General features: G+C 50.6%; 14 protein-coding genes, 1 tRNA gene and 3 rRNA genes. All 18 read right to left on the bottom strand.

Annotated elements, in window-relative coordinates; all coding sequences use genetic code 11:
- Nucleotides 1–82 precede the first annotated feature (82 nt).
- The gene (locus DNHGIG_RS08290) at nucleotides 83–316 is read right to left on the bottom strand and encodes a helix-turn-helix domain-containing protein (protein WP_282199220.1); all 234 of its coding nucleotides are present in this window, start codon (nucleotides 314–316) and stop codon (nucleotides 83–85) included.
- On the bottom strand, nucleotides 268–801 hold the full coding sequence (gene folK / locus DNHGIG_RS08285) for a 2-amino-4-hydroxy-6-hydroxymethyldihydropteridine diphosphokinase (RefSeq protein WP_369414694.1): 534 nt from the start codon (nucleotides 799–801) through the stop codon (nucleotides 268–270). Before folK ends, DNHGIG_RS08290 begins: the two co-directional genes overlap by 49 nt.
- Nucleotides 785–1,150: a dihydroneopterin aldolase gene (gene folB, locus DNHGIG_RS08280; RefSeq protein ID WP_282199219.1), complete on the bottom strand. Its 366-nt coding sequence runs from the start codon at nucleotides 1,148–1,150 to the stop codon at nucleotides 785–787. Before folB ends, folK begins: the two co-directional genes overlap by 17 nt.
- 30 nt (nucleotides 1,151–1,180) lie before the next feature.
- Nucleotides 1,181–2,056 carry a dihydropteroate synthase gene (gene folP / locus DNHGIG_RS08275; RefSeq protein ID WP_439647767.1) on the bottom strand — a complete coding sequence of 292 codons (876 nt, stop codon included), beginning with the start codon at nucleotides 2,054–2,056 and terminating at the stop codon, nucleotides 1,181–1,183.
- Nucleotides 2,057–2,108: 52 nt separating this feature from the next.
- Complete coding sequence (gene cysK, locus DNHGIG_RS08270) at nucleotides 2,109–3,038, bottom strand: cysteine synthase A (protein ID WP_282199218.1); 930 nt, start codon at nucleotides 3,036–3,038, stop codon at nucleotides 2,109–2,111.
- Between the two features lie 210 nt (nucleotides 3,039–3,248).
- The gene (gene hslO / locus DNHGIG_RS08265; protein WP_282199217.1) at nucleotides 3,249–4,154 is read right to left on the bottom strand and encodes an Hsp33 family molecular chaperone HslO; all 906 of its coding nucleotides are present in this window, start codon (nucleotides 4,152–4,154) and stop codon (nucleotides 3,249–3,251) included.
- Nucleotides 4,155–4,274: 120 nt separating this feature from the next.
- Nucleotides 4,275–5,045: a type III pantothenate kinase gene (locus DNHGIG_RS08260; protein WP_282199216.1), complete on the bottom strand. Its 771-nt coding sequence runs from the start codon at nucleotides 5,043–5,045 to the stop codon at nucleotides 4,275–4,277.
- A gap of 5 nt (nucleotides 5,046–5,050) precedes the next feature.
- Complete coding sequence (gene nadC / locus DNHGIG_RS08255; protein ID WP_282201387.1) at nucleotides 5,051–5,905, bottom strand: carboxylating nicotinate-nucleotide diphosphorylase; 855 nt, start codon at nucleotides 5,903–5,905, stop codon at nucleotides 5,051–5,053.
- 252 nt (nucleotides 5,906–6,157) lie between these two features.
- Complete coding sequence (locus DNHGIG_RS08250) at nucleotides 6,158–7,243, bottom strand: HD-GYP domain-containing protein (RefSeq protein ID WP_282199215.1); 1,086 nt, start codon at nucleotides 7,241–7,243, stop codon at nucleotides 6,158–6,160.
- Between the two features lie 298 nt (nucleotides 7,244–7,541).
- A 5S ribosomal RNA gene (gene rrf, locus DNHGIG_RS08245) occupies nucleotides 7,542–7,658 on the bottom strand.
- Between the two features lie 58 nt (nucleotides 7,659–7,716).
- Nucleotides 7,717–7,793 (bottom strand) — tRNA-Glu (locus DNHGIG_RS08240).
- A gap of 58 nt (nucleotides 7,794–7,851) precedes the next feature.
- Nucleotides 7,852–10,906 (bottom strand): 23S ribosomal RNA (locus tag DNHGIG_RS08235).
- A gap of 179 nt (nucleotides 10,907–11,085) precedes the next feature.
- Nucleotides 11,086–12,636: ribosomal RNA gene (locus DNHGIG_RS08230) — 16S ribosomal RNA — on the bottom strand.
- The 16S, 23S and 5S rRNA genes sit together here with 1 tRNA gene alongside, the layout of an rRNA operon.
- A gap of 462 nt (nucleotides 12,637–13,098) precedes the next feature.
- Nucleotides 13,099–14,970, bottom strand: a complete 1,872-nt coding sequence (gene ftsH / locus DNHGIG_RS08225; RefSeq protein WP_282199214.1) for an ATP-dependent zinc metalloprotease FtsH — start codon at nucleotides 14,968–14,970, stop codon at nucleotides 13,099–13,101.
- A 67-nt stretch (nucleotides 14,971–15,037) separates the two neighbouring features.
- Nucleotides 15,038–15,580, bottom strand: coding sequence for a hypoxanthine phosphoribosyltransferase (gene hpt / locus DNHGIG_RS08220; protein WP_282199213.1), 543 nt, complete (start codon nucleotides 15,578–15,580; stop codon nucleotides 15,038–15,040).
- Between the two features lie 9 nt (nucleotides 15,581–15,589).
- Nucleotides 15,590–16,993 carry a tRNA lysidine(34) synthetase TilS gene (tilS, locus tag DNHGIG_RS08215; RefSeq protein WP_282199212.1) on the bottom strand — a complete coding sequence of 468 codons (1,404 nt, stop codon included), beginning with the start codon at nucleotides 16,991–16,993 and terminating at the stop codon, nucleotides 15,590–15,592.
- On the bottom strand, nucleotides 16,965–17,414 hold the full coding sequence (locus tag DNHGIG_RS08210; RefSeq protein ID WP_282199211.1) for a threonine/serine exporter family protein: 450 nt from the start codon (nucleotides 17,412–17,414) through the stop codon (nucleotides 16,965–16,967). The genes tilS and DNHGIG_RS08210 overlap by 29 nt, the downstream gene beginning before the upstream one ends.
- Complete coding sequence (locus DNHGIG_RS08205) at nucleotides 17,411–18,202, bottom strand: threonine/serine exporter family protein (RefSeq protein ID WP_282199210.1); 792 nt, start codon at nucleotides 18,200–18,202, stop codon at nucleotides 17,411–17,413. Before DNHGIG_RS08205 ends, DNHGIG_RS08210 begins: the two co-directional genes overlap by 4 nt.
- Nucleotides 18,203–18,313 lie beyond the last annotated feature (111 nt).

Below are 18,313 nucleotides of genomic sequence, written 5' to 3'. Positions count from 1 at the left end.
ATCCCTATCATCTATACGGCATTATATCACGGAGAATCCTATCGATTCAAACCTTCGTCTTCAGATCCATCATTTACTAGAATCAAGAAGATGTGTTCTCTCCCTCAACCGGTTGGCTTTCCAGCAAGTCACTCTCACTGATATCAAGAATATGATAGAGGCGTGATAAAATTTCCTGATCAGGTAAACGGGTTCCCCTCTCAATGGAGCCGACAATCGAGATCGAAACTCCAAGACGTTCCGCCAACTCGCGCTGAGTTAGACCTTTTAGTTTTCGATAGGCGCGGATTCGTCGTGCCACTGTATCATCGTACACGGAACTACACCCTCCTTTCCGCGAACGCTCTCTGTTAGCTCCTGAATGGTTTTCTTGTAAACCGGATGAATAAGAGAAGGAGCTAGATCACAAAGAGGGATCATAACAAAGGCTCGTTCACACATGCGCGGATGAGGAATCACAAGATTTTTCTCCTGGATCACTTGCGTACCGTATAGAAGGATATCGAGATCTAATGTTCTTGGTCCCCATTTGATCTCACGCGTGCGTCCATTCTCCTTTTCGATTTGCATACAGACGAACAAGAGATCCTGCGGTGAAAGCGAGGTCTGGACATGTGCCACCATATTTAAAAAATCGGGTTGTTCGGTGTATCCGACCGCTTCCGTTTCATAGAGGGGAGATAAAGCCATGACCCGGATGTGATCGTGTTGACGCAAGGCGTTGATCGCCCGCTGCATGTAGCGAATGCGATCACCAAGATTCGACCCTAATGCGAGAAAAGCTTCAACCAACGCGATCACGCTCAATTTCCACCGAAACCCCGGCAAGAATCCCCTGAATCGGCGGCATCACTTTACATACTTTTACATGCACACGCTCGGCTTGCCGGAAACCTTCCAGAATCCTTGTCGCGATGGTCTCCGCAACCGCTTCAAGCAAACGGTACCGCTCATTGGTCATGATGTCGTTAACCACTTCATATGCTTCCGCATAATTCAGAGTGGCATTCAGATCGTCCGTCCTGCCGGCTTTTTTTAGGTTTGTAAAAATGACGAGATCGACAATAAATTTCTGCCCAAGCCTGGCTTCCTCTTCCAGAACACCATGATAGGAATAAAATTCCATTCCGTGCAACGTGATCGCATCCATGAGTTGACCTCCTCGCATTACCATCTGCTTTTACGCTCTGAACCGTACAATGGCGTCACTCATGCGGGCAACGCGAACCATCTCGCGCACATCATGAACCCGAACGATATCGGCGCCCCCTGCAATCCCCAAAGCCACGGTTGCTGCCGTCCCTTCCACTCGCTCCGTTACGGGAAGATTGAGCGTTAAACCGATAACCGACTTGCGTGAAGTCCCCAGTAGAAGAGGATAGCCTAACTCGCGAAAATGACGGAGATCGCGCAAGACCCATAGATTTTGCTCATAGGTTTTGCCGAATCCCACACCCGGGTCGATGATGATACGCTCATCCGGAATTCCGGCGGCTTTAGCCAAACGGACACATTCCATCGTTTCCCGCAACCATCCTTCAAAAACGTTTGTCTCAAGTGGTACATCCCGGTTATGCATGACAATGACAGGTACGCCTAACGACGCACATACACTCGCCATTTCGGGATCAGCCTTCAATCCCCAGACATCATTGACAATATGCGCGCCCGCTTTCACAGCTTCGCGTGCCACAGACGCTTTGTATGTATCGATCGATATCGGTATAGGAATCTCCTTGGCGATCCGTTCGATCACGGGAACAACGCGTTCCATCTCTTCCTCTGCGGACACAGGTGTATGACAGGGGCGCGTAGACTCTCCGCCAATGTCAAGAATATCCGCACCTTCTTCCACTAACCGCTTCGCATGAAGCAGCGCACGTTCGATATCATTGTAGCGTCCCCCGTCGGAGAACGAATCGGGTGTCACGTTTAGAATGCCCATCACATACGTGCGACTCCCCCATTCGAAACGATGGGAGCCGACGGTCAAGACCTTTTGTTCAGACACGAAGATGCCGCCTCCTCCATCCAGGCAATTCACGAATACATTCATTCTACACAGAAAACAAGCCTGCGCCAAGGCGCAGGCCTGCTCAAAATAACCATTACTGTTCCGTCTGCCACAGTGCAGTAGAAAGATAACGCTCTCCCGTGTCGGGTGCTACAACTAGGACTTTCTTCCCTTTACCCAGCTTCTTTGCAACTTGGAAACCAGCCCAAATCGCAGCCCCTGAGGAGATTCCCAACAAGATGCCTTCCTTACGACCTACTTGACGAGAGGTTTCAAAAGCATCCTCATGATCGACTTTAATGATTTCATCAATGACTTTCAAATTCAAAATATCCGGTATAAAACCAGCACCAATTCCTTGCAACTTATGCGGTCCAGGTTGTCCGCCGGAGAGCACGGGAGATGCACTCGGTTCCACCGCTACGATACGTACCTTATCGCCTAATTTCTCCTTCAAGACTTCACCGACACCCGTAACGGTACCCCCGGTACCTACTCCGGCAACGAAAGCATCTAAATCATCGCCAAACGCTTCAAGGATCTCAACAGCAGTTGTTTCACGATGAATTTTTACGTTTGCCGGATTTTTAAACTGTTGCGGCATAAACCCGTTCGGTTCTTTGGCTAACAATTCCTCCGCTTTTGCGATCGCGCCTTTCATACCTTCCGCTCCCGGCGTCAGTACGAGTTCCGCACCGTAAGCACGCAAGAGATTGCGGCGCTCAATCGACATGGTATCAGGCATGACCAAAATGGCGCGATATCCCTTAGCGGCTGCTACCATGGCCAAGCCGATACCCGTATTACCGGAAGTCGGTTCAATGATCGTGCTCTTGCCCGGTTGAATTCGTCCTTCTTTCTCTGCTTCCTCAATCATCGACAAGGCGATCCGGTCTTTTACGGATCCCCCGGGGTTGAAGTATTCCAATTTCACGAAAACTTCTGCAAATCCTTCATCTACGTGTTGTAATTTTACAATTGGAGTCTTCCCTATGAGCTCCGTGATATTATTGGCTACACGCATCCCAAACAGCCTCCCTGTTAGAGGTTGTTCAAAAAGACAGGAACAACAGCCGTCATCTCTGCTCACGCGGCTTCACTGAAGTCCCAATGTTTACTTTTTCCCGAACGGATCGGCTCCATGTGTCCCTCTTTTTGAACACGTTATTACCAAGTAAAATACTAGGTTTTTACTGTTATTTATAATACCATTTCTTGTACCCATCGTCAATCATTATTCAGAATGTTCCTTCCGGGATGGGGCTTCTTCAATCGTCCGCAGCAATTGTTCCAGTTCCGTTTCAGTGAATACATATTTTTCAACGCAAAACGAACATACGATTTCCGCCTGCTTGTCCTCTTCCAGCATGGACCTGATCTCTTCCACGCCTAATGAAAGGATTACCTCTTTCAGTCGCTCCCGGTTGCACGTACATGCGAAAGAGAGCGGTATCTTCTCATGAATCTTTACTTCCCCCGGCAGCAATCGGTTGAGCAGTTCCTCAGGCGTAACCCCTTGTGAAAGCCATTCAGTCAGATTTGTCACTTTTGCGATTTCGGTCTCGAGAGTATTGATCTCTTCTTCCGAAACTCCTGGGAGAACTTGAATGAGAAACCCGCCGGCCACTTTGACCGAATAATCGGGATTCACCAATACCCCTACGCCAACAGCGGAAGGGGTTTGCTCGCTCTGCGTAAAGTAATAGGCAAAATCCTCTCCCAATTCACCTGAAATCAATGGTACGGAACCGCGATACGGCTCTTTCAGCCCCAAGTCTTTAATCACGTACAGGAATCCGTTGGTTCCTACAGCCCCACGCACATCCAGTTTGCCTCTTTCGTTTAAAGGCAAGTCAACGTGAGGATTCGTTACAAAACCTCTGACTTCCCCTTTGGCGTTCGCATCGACCACAATCTGTCCGATCGGGCCCCCGCCTTTGATCTGAATCGTCAACCGGTCTTCTCCTTTGAGCATGAGCCCCATAATCGCACCTACCGAAGCGGTACGTCCCAAAGCTGCTGTCGCTACAGGAAATGTATCATGCCGTTTACGCATCTCTTCCACTAATTCTGTTGTAAGCACAGCAAAAGCGCGAAGGTTCCCGTCCGATGCGGTGGCGCGAACTGCATAATCACTCATTTTCGTATCCCCCATTCAAGCCGTTCTATGGTTGAGCTTTGACATGACGGTTGTTCCTCATGCATGGATATCATTACAAAAAAAGAGCCGCAGTTCGGGCTCGCGAAAGAACACTGCTGATTATGATACCTTGTTTCGCTCCCAAATGATCTGAAGCCCCTGCAATGTTAAGAACGGATCTACTTCATCGATCGTATAACTATCGGGAGCAATGAGTTTGGCAAATCCTCCTGTCGCGATCACACGAAAGGGGAGATTCATTTCGCGTTTAATCCGCTGAACGATCCCGTCCACCTGGCCGATGAACCCATAATATACACCTGCCTGTATACAGGTGACAGTATTTCGCCCGATTACACTCGAAGGGCGAACGACTTCAATCCGCGGCAGTTTCGCCGCCTTCATGAAGAGGGCCTCGGTCGAAATGCCAATCCCAGGTGCGATCGGCCCCCCCAGATACTGTCCTTTTTCGTTAATCACACAAAATGTTGTCGCCGTCCCGAAATCGACAATAATCAACGGAGGACCATATAATTCAAGTGCAGCCACGGCGTTCACAATTCGATCGGCCCCTACTTCCCTGGGATTTTCCATGAGGATGGGAAGTCCGGTTTTCACACCCGGACCGACTACAAGCGGTTTCAGGTGAAAATATTTTTCACACATTCTTTCAATCGCGAACATGAGCGGAGGAACCACGGAGGAGACGACGACTCCATGAATATCCGAGAAAGTGAGTCCCCTTTCGGCGAACAACGATTTGACGAGTATTCCCAACTCATCTTCCGTACGTTCTCGAATCGTCGCAATTCGCCAATGATACAGCAGACTCTTCCCCTCATATACGCCAAGAACGATGTTCGTGTTTCCGATATCTAAAGCCAGGATCAAGAGTTTCACTCCTCACGGCCGAGGGCTACAATATCCAAAGAAATATCAAGTGACTTCACCGAATGTGTCAAAGCGCCGATGGATATAAAATCGACACCCGTTTTCGCGATATCGACGATATTTTCCTCCGTCACACCACCGGATGCCTCGACAATCGCACGGCCCGCGATCCTTTCCACCGCTTCCCGCATAATTTCCAACGACATATTGTCAAGCATAATAATATCCGCTTTCACTTCAAGCGCTTCTTCAATTTGTTCCAGCGTTTCCACCTCAATTTCAACTTTCGTTGTATGAGGAATGTGATGGCGTGCCGCCATGATTGCCTCTTTCACGCCCCCGGCCATCTCAATATGATTGTCCTTTATAAGAACCGCATCGAACAATCCAAAACGATGATTTCTCCCGCCACCAACGCGCACCGCGTATTTTTCCAATACGCGAAGTCCGGGGGTCGTCTTGCGCGTGTCGGTAATCTTCGCATTATAGTAACGCACTTGTTCAACAAATCGAGCCGTTTTTGTCGCGATCCCCGACATGCGTTGGAGAAAGTTTAGCGCCACACGTTCAGCGGTGAGAATGGAACGGGCCGATCCTTCGACCTCCATAACGGCTTGTCCTTTGGCAATTGTTTCGCCATCCTTCGCGAGATATGTAATCGTAAGTTTAGGGTCTACCAAATGAAAAGCGCATGCTGCTACATCCAATCCTGCTATCACACCGGGTTCTTTGACCACGAGAGACGCTTTCCCGATCTGGTTCTCTTCCACAACTGATTCTGTTGTGATATCTCCGAACCCGATGTCTTCAGCCAACGCGGAACGAACGATTGGCTCAACAATTTTCAGATCCAACTTCATTATTGGATACCCCACTTCCATAACCCCTAGGTTTCTTGTTCTTGACTCTCATGTGTGAATACAATACTTACATTCTTTATCATACCTCAAGTCATTGTAACGTTCCCGTGAACCGTATGTCAATTTTCGCCTGTCTTCGCTTCAACATTCAAGAAAATGTAAATGGTAGTCAAATACTTCGAGTCAAGCCTTTTTTATATTCCCCATAAGTCCATTCTTTTACATAAGCGTTCATGAAGGCACCACCGCTTTTTACATCTTGCAACCGACGATTGAGATTGTCAGTTGATCCATTAAACTGATTTCATAAGGCTGATCGATCCGGCGACCCTTGCTGTCACGAATCACGCGTACTGTCGGACGTTGAGGATGTAAAGGAGGGATCTCACAAACGACAGCTTCTTCACCCGTCGATAATTTCAGAGTCATGCCAAGTGGATAGATGGCCACTGCAGAGACGAACGAACGAACCACCTCAGTGTCAAAATATGTACCTACTCCTCCTAGCACAAATTCGTAGCCTTCGTGTGGAAGATGACCTTTGCGATAGATACGGTTCGCTGTCAATGCTTCATACACGTCGGCAACAGCCGATATTTTCCCGAACAGATGCATCTCTTTCCCCGTCAAGCCCCGTGGATATCCTGAACCATCCACCCGCTCGTGATGTTGTAATGCCACATGTGCGGATAAAAAAGAAATGTCTTCTTGCTGTCTCAAAATCTCGTATCCGTAGATCGTATGGGATTTCATGATTTCAAATTCTTCAGGGGTCAATTTCCCCGGCTTATTAACGATCGCTTCCGGAATCTTCAGCTTACCGATGTCGTGCAACAACGTACCAATTCCCAGATGGATCAATTGACCGTCTTCAAACCCCATCTTCAATGCGATGGCTAATGCGATGAGTGAAACGTTTACAGAGTGATGGTACAGATGCGCATCAGCCGCATAGATATTGGCCAGATTCACGGTAAGATTTTTGTGCGAACGCATTTCTTTTAAAATATCTTTAAACAGCGTTTGCATCCTTACCCCCATATTCCGAGCCTGAAAACGACGCGGAAACTGTTCGGATGCAGTCATTTGCGAGAGAATTGAATGAACGAGTTCGATCGCCTCCCGGCGCGTTTGTTCACTGATCAGATCTTCCACCAATATATCATCGGTCATTGGGTCTTCAATGTAGACAGCGGTAATACCCAAGCAGTATAGCCGTTTGATGAAACTCTCTGTCAATGTTACGCCCCGCCCGAGTAAAATCTTGCCCTTTTCATCGAGGACAGGACGAGCCAACACTGTACCAGGTTCAAGGGTTGACAATGCGGCAAGACGCATAGAGTCACCTTCTTTTATTTTCTCGGTGAAAATCATATCAAATCGCAGCAAAAGTGGAACATAGCCTAAAGTCCTAGAATTTGGGGATCATTGAGGGGAATTCTTGTTTTACAGGATGCGAATGGGAGCATTAGGGAGGATTCTATGGGAAAAATTTCGATCTGCTTCGATTGTACGTCATCCTTCATTTTCATTTCAACTAAAAAAAGTATAACACGCAAAGAAAAGAGTGGCTCGTTTCATGGCCTTTTTATAGAAGAAAAGGTTCTTCCTGCCAAAGGAAGAACCTTTTTCGTACGTCTAGCAGCGACCTACTCTCCCGGGGGCTCCCGCCCCAAGTACCATTGGCGCTGGAGAGCTTAACTTCCGTGTTCGGGATGGGAACGGGTGTGTCCTCTCCGCCATTGCCACTAGACAGAAATTTTCGGTTATGACTCCTCGAGTAGGATATTGCTAAGTTACCGAGGAAGGAATGGTGACGCGTACGGGATTCGAACCCGTGAATGCCGCCTTGAAAGGGCGGTGAGTTAAGCCACTTCTCCAACGCGCCACGCGCATGTGAGGAGATTCCCTCATAACTGAAAGCGAATGCGACCGCGTATGGGATTTAGGTTAAGCCCTCGACCGATTAGTACGGGTCAGCTCAACACCTCGCGGTGCTTACACCTCCCGCCTATCCACCCTGTCATCTTCAGGGGGTCTTACCTCGTTGACCGAGTGGGAAGTCTTATCTTGAGGGGGGCTTCGCGCTTAGATGCTTTCAGCGCTTATCCCGGCCCGACATAGCTACTCAGCGATGCGGTTGGCACCACAACTGAGACACCAGCGGTCGGTTCATCCCGGTCCTCTCGTACTAAGGACAACTCCTCTCAAACTTCCTGCGCCCGTGGCAGATAGGGACCGAACTGTCTCACGACGTTCTGAACCCAGCTCGCGTACCGCTTTAATGGGCGAACAGCCCAACCCTTGGGACCAACTACAGCCCCAGGATGCGATGAGCCGACATCGAGGTGCCAAACCTCCCCGTCGATGTGGACTCTTGGGGGAGATAAGCCTGTTATCCCCAGGGTAGCTTTTATCCGTTGAGCGACGGCCCTTCCACTTGGAACCGCCGGATCACTAAGCCCGACTTTCGTCCCTGCTCGACCTGTATGTCTCGCAGTCAAGCTCCCTTATGCCTTTGCACTCGAAGCGCGATTTCCAACCGCGCTGAGGGAACCCTTGGGCGCCTCCGTTACCTTTTAGGAGGCGACCGCCCCAGTCAAACTGCCCGCCTGACATTGTCCCTTGCCCGGATGACGGGCACAGGTTAGAAGATCAGTACCTCAAGGGTGGTATCCCAACGGCGGCTCCACCAAGGCTGGCGCCCTGATTTCCAAGCCTCCCACCTATCCTGTACATGAGATACCCATCTTCCATATCAAGCTACAGTCAAGCTCCATGGGGTCTTTCCGTCTAGCCACGGGTAACCTGCATCTTCACAGGTATTACAATTTCACCGGATCTCTCGTCGAGACAGCGCCCAAGTCGTTACGCCATTCGTGCGGGTCGGAACTTACCCGACAAGGAATTTCGCTACCTTAGGACCGTTATAGTTACGGCCGCCGTTTACTGGGGCTTCGGTTCAGAGCTTCGCTTTCGCTAACCCTTCCCCTTAACCTTCCAGCACCGGGCAGGCGTCAGCCCCTATACGTCGCCTTACGGCTTAGCAGAGACCTGTGTTTTTGCTAAACAGTCGCTTGGGCCTTTTCACTGCGGCTCCCTCGGGCTCATCACCCTACCGGAGCGCCCCTTCTCCCGAAGTTACGGGGCCATTTTGCCGAGTTCCTTAACGAGAGTTCTTCCGAGCACCTTAGGATTCTCTCCTCGCCTACCTGTGTCGGTTTGCGGTACGGGCACCAGCAGCCTCGCTAGAAGCTTTTCTTGGCAGCGTGAAATCAGGGACTTCGCTACTTGAATTCGCTCGGCGTCACAGCTCAGCCTTACCGAGAGACGGATTTGCCTGCCTCTCAGCCTCGCTGCTTGCACGGACATCCAATCGTCCGCTCACCCTATCCTTCTGCGTCACTCCATCGCTCAAACGGCTGCATGGTGGTACAGGAATTTCCACCTGTTGTCCATCGCCTACGCCTTTCGGCCTCGGCTTAGGTCCCGACTAACCCTGGGCGGACGAGCCTTCCCCAGGAACCCTTAGGCTTTCGGTGGACAGGATTCTCACCTGTCTTTTCGCTACTTATACCGGCATTCTCACTTCTTGCCGCTCCACCAGTCCTCACGGTCTGACTTCACCGCAACAAGAACGCTCCCCTACCACGGATCGTTCATCACCCTAGACTCATGGCCACCCGCGGTTTGAGCGGGCGATTTTGGCGAATGCTTTTGAATGGATCCTTGCGGAAAGCATTCGCAGAAAATGTCTCATTCACCATGACGTCCACGGTGATGAACGATCCATCCATAGCTTCGGTATCCGGTTTGAGCCCCGTTACATTTTCCGCGCAGCGTCACTCGACCAGTGAGCTATTACGCACTCTTTAAATGGTGGCTGCTTCTAAGCCAACATCCTGGTTGTCTGTGCACCGCCACATCGTTTCCCACTTAACCGGAATTTGGGGACCTTAGCTGATGGTCTGGGCTGTTTCCCTTTTGACCACGGATCTTAGCACTCGTAGTCTGACTGCCGGAGACCGAGATCATGGCATTCGGAGTTTGACTGAGTTCGGTAACCCGCGAAGGCCCCTAGCCCAATCAGTGCTCTACCTCCATGTCTCTGCTCCGACGCTAGCCCTAAAGCTATTTCGGGGAGAACCAGCTATCTCCGAGTTCGATTGGAATTTCACCGCTATCCCCACGTCATCCCCGCATTTTTCAACATGCGTGGGTTCGGACCTCCATGCGGCTTTACCCGCACTTCATCCTGCACAGGGATAGATCACACGGTTTCGGGTCTACGACTGCGTACTCTAGCCCTCTTCAGACTCGCTTTCGCTGCGGCTCCGGCTTCCCGCCTTAACCTCGCACGCAATCGTAACTCGCCGGTTCATTCTACAAAAGGCACGCCGTCAGGCATAAACGCCCTCCGACTGATTGTAGGCACACGGTTTCAGGTTCTCTTTCACTCCGCTCCCGCGGTGCTTTTCACCTTTCCCTCACGGTACTGGTTCACTATCGGTCGCCAGGTTGTATTTAGCCTTAGGAGGTGGTCCTCCCGGATTCCCACGGGATTCCTCGTGTCCCGCGGTACTCGGGGTCCGTCTCGGAGTCCTCTTCGTTTCAGATACGGGACTGTCACCCTCTCTGGTCGGCTGTTCCAAGCCGTTCTCTTACGAAAAGGATTGGTAACTCCATGTGAGACGCCCCACGACCCCGCCTGTGCTTGCACAGGCGGTTTAGGCTCTTCCCCGTTCGCTCGCCACTACTGAGGGAATCACTGTTGTTTTCTTTTCCTCAGGGTACTAAGATGTTTCAGTTCCCCTGGTGTACCTTCTCACTGCCTATGGATTCAGCAGTGGATACCCCGCCATTACGCGAGGTGGGTTGCCCCATTCGGAAATCCCCGGATCAAAGCCTGCTTACGGCTCCCCGAGGCGTATCGGCGTTAGCCCCGTCCTTCATCGGCACCTGGCGCCAAGGCATCCTCCGTGCGCCCTTCGTAGCTTAACCTACAAAGGTTGTTCAAAAAGTCAGTGGATCCTCCTTTTTGAACTTGCTCTGTTTGATGCAGTACCTTGGCATAAGCCAAAGTTGATGTCGCATTCGCTATCCAGTTATCAAGGAACCTTGAGGAATTCGCTCCCTCAAAACTGAGCCGTGCAGAAGAAGAGCATCTGTTACATCCTTAGAAAGGAGGTGATCCAGCCGCACCTTCCGATACGGCTACCTTGTTACGACTTCACCCCAGTCATCGGCCCCACCTTAGGCGGCTGGCTCCTCATAGAGGTTACCCCACCGACTTCGGGTGTTGCCAACTCCCATGGTGTGACGGGCGGTGTGTACAAGGCCCGGGAACGTATTCACCGCGGCATGCTGATCCGCGATTACTAGCAATTCCGGCTTCATGCAGGCGAGTTGCAGCCTGCAATCCGAACTACGAACGGTTTTCAGGGTTTGGCTCCACCTCACGGTTTCGCATCCCGTTGTACCACCCATTGTAGCACGTGTGTAGCCCAGGACATAAGGGGCATGATGATTTGACGTCATCCCCGCCTTCCTCCGACTTGTCGTCGGCAGTCTGTTGTGAGTGCCCAACTGAATGCTGGCAACACAACACAAGGGTTGCGCTCGTTGCGGGACTTAACCCAACATCTCACGACACGAGCTGACGACAACCATGCACCACCTGTCACCGCTGCCCCGAAGGGAAGGTCTGTCTCCAGACCGGTCAGCGGGATGTCAAGCCCTGGTAAGGTTCTTCGCGTTGCTTCGAATTAAACCACATGCTCCACTGCTTGTGCGGGCCCCCGTCAATTCCTTTGAGTTTCAGTCTTGCGACCGTACTCCCCAGGCGGAGTGCTTCATGCGTTAGCTTCGGCACTCATGGGTATGAGCCCACGAACACCTAGCACTCATCGTTTACGGCGTGGACTACCAGGGTATCTAATCCTGTTTGCTCCCCACGCTTTCGCGCCTCAACGTCAGGAATCGGCCAGCAAGGCGCCTTCGCCACAGGTGTTCCTCCACATCTCTACGCATTTCACCGCTACACGTGGAATTCCCCTTGCCTCTCCGACCCTCAAGCTCTCCCGTATCCAAGGCCGTCCCGGGGTTGAGCCCCGGGTTTTCACCCCGGACGCAGAAAGCCGTCTGCGCGCGCTTTACGCCCAGTGAATCCGGACAACGCTTGCCCCCTACGTATTACCGCGGCTGCTGGCACGTAGTTAGCCGGGGCTTCCTCCTCCGGTACCGTCAGGATAGGAGCATTGCCTCACCTATCGGTTCGTCCCGGAAGACAGAGTTTTACAATCCGAAGACCTTCATCACTCACGCGGCGTTGCTCCGTCAGGCTTGCGCCCATTGCGGAAGATTCCCTACTGCTGCCTCCCGTAGGAGTCTGGGCCGTGTCTCAGTCCCAGTGTGGCCGGTCACCCTCTCAGGTCGGCTACGCATCGTCGCCTTGGTGAGCCGTTACCTCACCAACTAGCTAATGCGCCGCGGGCCCATCTGGCAGTGACGCCGTGAAGCGCCTTTCCCTCCTCACGGATGCCCGTGAAGAGCGTATCGGGTATTAGCACTCGTTTCCAAGCGTTATCCCCGTCTGCCAGGCAGGTTGCCCACGTGTTACTCACCCGTCCGCCGCTGACTTTGAGGAGCAAGCTCCTCTCCATCCGCGCGACTTGCATGTATTAGGCACGCCGCCAGCGTTCGTCCTGAGCCAGGATCAAACTCTCGAAGAAAAATTCGCTCTGCGCCTCGCGAGCGAGGCTTCTTGCAGAGCCCATGCAATGTTCAATCGTGGCTCTCTTCTGCACGATTCAGTTTTCAAAGAGCGACTGTCGCAACAGCGACTTTCCCAATATACCATCCTGCAGTCTATTTTGCAAGTGGTAATTTATGTTTCATTTGTCATCACCGCGCATCGCGGTGACAGATGTTATCTTATCACATCATGAACTGCACGACAATACAAATTCTGAAACAAAATCACGCAAAAAATATGTTTTTCTATGAGATAAACTGTCGAACTCACTGATTCACCCCAATACAAACGCACACTGACTCATATACAGATATATTCGATTGAATTATATATAGGATACCAATAACAAACCATAAGGAAGCTTCGTTTGAACGTCCAAAACGTATGAATCAAAAGGTAAAAAAACAGGAACCTGCGACGACAGATTCCTGCTTCACGACTACTCATTCGCTTCATCTTTTTTCGTTGTGTCTTCATTCGCTTGCTTATGAATCGTCACTTTCGGTTCAAGTGAGCCTTTCATCATGAGCTCTTCAATCTCATGTTTGTTAAGCGTCTCTTTTTCCAGAAGAGCCTGCGCCAGAAGCTCGAGCTGCTCACGATGTTTCGTAAGCACTTCGCGCGTTCTTTGGTAACATTGATCCATAATCTCTCTCATTTCTTTATCGATCTCATAAGCGATCGCATCCGAATAGTTTTGCTCGCTCGCGAAATCGCGCCCCAAGAACGGCTGCCCTTGATGACGGCCAAATTGCAGCGGACCGAGTTTATCGCTCATACCGTACTCGGTAACCATTCTACGGATAATGTTCGTCGCGCGCTCAAGATCATTGTGCGCTCCCGTGGAAATCTCATTCAAAACCAGTTCTTCCGCCACACGACCGCCAAGCAATCCCGCCACCTTGTCAAGCATTTCAGACTTCGTCATAAACCAGCGGTCTTCTTTCGGCAACATGACTGTATAGCCACCCGCCATTCCGCGGGGGATAATTGTGACTTTATGAACTTCATCCGCATACTCCAGAAAATAACCGACCACCGCATGACCGGCTTCATGGTATGCCACCAATCTCTTTTCCTTCTCGGAGTAAACGCGCGATCTCTTTTCCGGACCGGCGATCACACGGTCGATCGCTTCGTCGATCTCAGACATCTCGATGACTTTTTTATTCTTTCGAGCCGCAAGCAACGCGGCTTCGTTTAACAAGTTCTCCAGGTCAGCCCCTGTAAAGCCGGGGGTCATTTTTGCGATCCCTTCTAACGTAACATCAGGACCGATCGGTTTATTCCGGGCATGTACTTTAAGAATCGCTTCCCGACCTTTCACATCCGGCCGGTCGACTGTTATCTGGCGGTCAAAACGTCCGGGACGCAAGAGCGCCGGGTCGAGTATATCCGGACGGTTGGTTGCAGCGATGATGATAATTCCTTCATTCCCCGCAAATCCGTCCATTTCAACAAGCAATTGGTTGAGCGTCTGTTCCCTTTCATCATGTCCACCGCCCAAACCGGCGCCACGATGACGACCGACCGCATCAATTTCATCGATAAAGATGATGCAAGGCGCGTTCTTCTTGGCTGTTTCGAAGAGGTCACGCACACGCGACGCACCTACACCCACAAACATCTCCACGAAGTCGGAACCGGAGATCGAGAAGAAAGGTACACCCGCTTCACCTGCCACAGCTCGAGCCAAGAGCGTTTTACCGGTACCCGGAGGACCTACAAGCAAAACGCCTTTGGGAATACGCGCACCCAGTGCCGAAAACTTTCGCGGATCTTTCAAAAATTCTACGACTTCCACCAGCTCGTTTTTCTCTTCATCGGCACCTGCAACATCGTCGAAGGTCACTTTCTTCTTCTCTTCGGTGTACAGCTTCGCACGGCTCTTACCGAAATTCATCACTTTGGAGCCGCCGCCCTGAGCCTGGTTGAACAGGAAGAAGAAGAGGATAAACATGACGACGAACGGAACAATGGATGTAAGGAAGGTCCACCAAACCGACTCACGCTGCGGTTCGTTGATCTTCACGGTATTCGTCATACTTTGCAATTCTTTCGTGAAAGCTTCACTGAATAGGGCACGTGAAGTAAATTCTTCACCGCTCTTGAGCTTTCCGTGCAGCTTCAGGGTTAGACCCTCGGAAGTTACATCTAAGCTTTGGATGTTGCCATTGTGTACGTCCTGCATGAATTCGTTAAAAGGCAACACCTTTTGCTCCTGATCCTGGCCGGTAATAAAATTAACGATTCCGACCACTACCAGAAAGATCAATAAATAAAAACCGGCATTCCGGAAAAATCTGTTCATTCCCTGCCTCCTCCCGGTCACGGCGTTCGCTCACCCTTCTTGACCATGTAATCAACTCACGCCTCTCTTACTTGTTTTGATAGACCTCAGGTTTCAAGACACCGACATAAGGCAGGTTGCGGTATTTCTCCGCAAAATCTAGCCCATACCCGACAATGAATTTATCCGGAACGGTGAACCCATAAAAATCCGGACGGATGTCTATGGTGCGACGGTGAGGTTTATCAAATAACGTCACGATTCTTACAGACTCGGCTTTGCGCTGCAAAAGGGAATCGCGGAGATAAGAAAGCGTCAATCCACTGTCGATTACATCTTCTACAATCAAGACATGGCGGCCTTCCACACTTGTATCCAAATCTTTAAGGATGCGCACCACCCCAGAGGATTTGGTCGATGATCCGTAGCTGGATACCGCCATGAAGTCCATTTCCAACGGAATGGTGATTCTTTTCACCAAGTCGCTCATAAACATGACAGCGCCTTTGAGAATGCATATAACAAGCGGATTTTTTCCTTCATATTCACGGGAGATCACTTCTCCAAGCTCTTTAACCTTCTCTTGGATCATCTCCTCAGAGAACAAAATTTCCTGCATATCGTTCTGCATAGAATCCCGCTACCCCCTAGATAGTGTCACACGAATGCATAAGGTTCGTCGGGTATTCGGGGTCACGACAGCCCCCCTGCCCCTTCGGATTCCAATTACCCATTCGATTTGATCTTTCCATATGAGAAGTGGCCATCGGTCACGCTCCCTTCGCGGGACTTTCGCTTCAATGAACAAATCTTTGATCTTTTTCGTGCCCGACATCCCATAAGGCCGGATGATATCCCCTTCCCTACGTGTACGCACGAAGAGAGGATGGCCTCCCAACTCGTCAAAATCAAACCGCGCTTCCCATCGACTGTCCGGTTTCGCGTGTGCCCCGTCGATCACTCGAGCTTTCACACGAATCCCCAACTCTGGAATATCGGTGTCACCGGGAATTGCAAGTGAAACCTCCTGTGAAAGCTTCAAACGTTGATCTTCTTGGCAGGCGATATGTATCAGGCGGTATTCCCTATATACCCGCATGTGATGTGCCAAATCCATCTCCGCATTTGGCGCATCACTTTGAATCAGTTTCCGAATTCCTTCAATATGAACTGATTCCCACTCCCTGGTATGTCCGGACAGATAATATAATATTAGTTTAATTACACGTCGTTGTAAAGCAATCGGAAGCATCCGGATCGCGTCATTGTCAAGGGTGTACCGTCCAGGTTTTCTTTCCAGTGCAACTCGTTCCAACGCCTTGGCGGCCTCTTGTTCCATATACGCATCTTCATCACGCAAGATTTCTCCAAGCTGATAGATGGTTTTGTGTATATTCTTATTATATTCATGTTCCAAATGAGGTAGCAGATTCAGGCGAATCTTATTGCGGAAATATATTACAGACATATTCGATGAGTCTGTGCGGTACGATATCCCCTCTTTCCGGCAATAGGATTCGATTTCGTCTCTCCATATGTATAAGAGCGGGCGGATGATCCTTATTCCTTCCATTTCACGACTGATCGGAATCCCCGTTAGCCCGGTCAGCGACGTTCCCCGCAAAAAACGCATGAGGATCGTCTCCACTTGATCATTCGCATGATGGGCGAATGCAATGGTATTCGCGCCGATCGATTGAGCAGTTTCCCATAAATATTTGTAACGCACCTCACGGGCCGCTACTTCGAAAGACAATCCTTTTTCCCTCGCCACTGAAGGAACGTCAAAGCTGCCAATATGTACGGGAAGATTCAGCTTTTCCGCATACTCCTTGACAAAAGCCGCATCTGCCCGTGATTCTTCCCCTCGCAGTCCGTGTTCCACATGCCCAACCGCCAACGTAAGGGAAAGTTCTGCTGCCAACTGTTTCAACAGGGATAGAAGTACCATGGAATCAGGTCCGCCTGAGACAGCCACGAGGACATGATCACCGGAGGCAAGCAGCTGGTGCTCTTCAATCGTGCATTTGACTTTCGAGAGCATAGCGCCCCCTCCTTCCCCAACGCATAAAAGCACCTGCCAACACGAGCCCCGATGCGACCGCTCCGGCGATCAGCATCGTTTCCGTACCGCGAGAAAGGCCGGTAAAATAATCCCCTTCGATAAACGCCCGCATGGTAGCGAACGCGCTGGTTCCCGGAACCAGGGTTACGATGCCGGCAAAAGAGTACACCGTTGCCGGAATCCGCTGAATACGTGCCAACAGTTCGCTGCTCACAGCCACAACCAAAGCGGCGCAAAAAGAAGCTGCGACTACATTAAAACCGAACAATCGTTGAGAACCAACGAGAACCAACCAGGCGATGGCACCGACAAACCCTGCGGGAATCAAAGCTCGCCGTGGAACATTGTAAATCACCGCATACGAAGTAGTTGCCAAAAAGGCCATTGCCAAACGAATCATATCGTAAACCCCCACATTCGCATGACGATGACAATGGCCACCGCCACTGCAATGGCAAAAGCGGTGAGCACGGTTTCCGCCGAACGCGCCAGACCCGATAGAAGATCACCCGCCATTAAGTCCCTCACCGCATTCGTTATCGCGAGTCCAGGTACCAAGGGTACCACCCCGCCAAGTATCACTTTATCGATATTCTTGCCAAAACCGATCAATACAAAGATCATCGACAGTAGGCTGCTTACAAATGCGCAAAAAAATACGGCGAGAAACCGGGGCATCCGCGGATCCAAGTTTTCCATGAGCGTGTTAGCTACCCAACCTGCACAAGCGCCCGGTAGAAAATCCTGCCACGAACCGCCAAACATTATGGTAAACCCTCCGCTGGATATGGCAGCTGCAAGATATGTTACCCAACACGGAAAAACAGTCCCTTCTCTTTCGATCCTTTGCAGTCGTTCGATCACCTCGTCAGCCGTACACTCCCCTTGTTCAAAACGGCGGGATAGGGCATTCACCTCGGCGACTTTGTACAGATTGATCCCCGGGGATCCCATAATTCGATACACCCTTGAGACCACACCCGCATTTGAATGTACAGTGATAAAGATTCCCGTTGGAGTCACAAAACTATGTACGTGATTTGCACCACATGCCAGTCCCAGACGGGTGATCGTTTCTTCGATGCGCGATGTCTCCGCTCCATTTTTCAACATCAGATTGCCCGCTTGCAGACAGATTCGAATCGTAGTTTCTAAATCATGTAAGGATTCTCTCATGTGTCCAGACACTATTCACTCTGCCTTTCAACATGTGATGATATCGTTGGTAACTAAAAACTGGTTCGAGGATCACACACAGGATTCCTTCTTGATTTCCCCTTATAACTTGTTTTCTCCCCA

This window comes from Collibacillus ludicampi (assembly GCF_023705585.1).
Lineage (GTDB): Bacteria > Bacillota > Bacilli > Tumebacillales > BOQE01 > Collibacillus > Collibacillus ludicampi.
This window is presented reverse-complemented; position numbering and strand designations above follow the sequence as displayed.

What these genes read in the sequence shown, in the direction of transcription:
- DNHGIG_RS08210 (WP_282199211.1), bottom strand. Translation starts at nt 17,414, where the DNA reads ATGATTCGTTTGGCAATGGCCTTTTTGGCAACTACTTCGTATGCGGTG.
- nadC (WP_282201387.1), bottom strand. Translation starts at nt 5,905, where the DNA reads ATGAAGTTGGATCTGAAAATTGTTGAGCCAATCGTTCGTTCCGCGTTG.
- cysK (WP_282199218.1), bottom strand. Translation starts at nt 3,038, where the DNA reads ATGCGTGTAGCCAATAATATCACGGAGCTCATAGGGAAGACTCCAATT.
- tilS (WP_282199212.1), bottom strand. Translation starts at nt 16,993, where the DNA reads ATGCTCTCGAAAGTCAAATGCACGATTGAAGAGCACCAGCTGCTTGCC.
- folB (WP_282199219.1), bottom strand. Translation starts at nt 1,150, where the DNA reads ATGGATGCGATCACGTTGCACGGAATGGAATTTTATTCCTATCATGGT.
- hpt (WP_282199213.1), bottom strand. Translation starts at nt 15,580, where the DNA reads ATGCAGAACGATATGCAGGAAATTTTGTTCTCTGAGGAGATGATCCAA.
- ftsH (WP_282199214.1), bottom strand. Translation starts at nt 14,970, where the DNA reads ATGAACAGATTTTTCCGGAATGCCGGTTTTTATTTATTGATCTTTCTG.
- folP (WP_439647767.1), bottom strand. Translation starts at nt 2,056, where the DNA reads ATGAATGTATTCGTGAATTGCCTGGATGGAGGAGGCGGCATCTTCGTG.
- hslO (WP_282199217.1), bottom strand. Translation starts at nt 4,154, where the DNA reads ATGAGTGATTATGCAGTTCGCGCCACCGCATCGGACGGGAACCTTCGC.
- DNHGIG_RS08250 (WP_282199215.1), bottom strand. Translation starts at nt 7,243, where the DNA reads ATGCGTCTTGCCGCATTGTCAACCCTTGAACCTGGTACAGTGTTGGCT.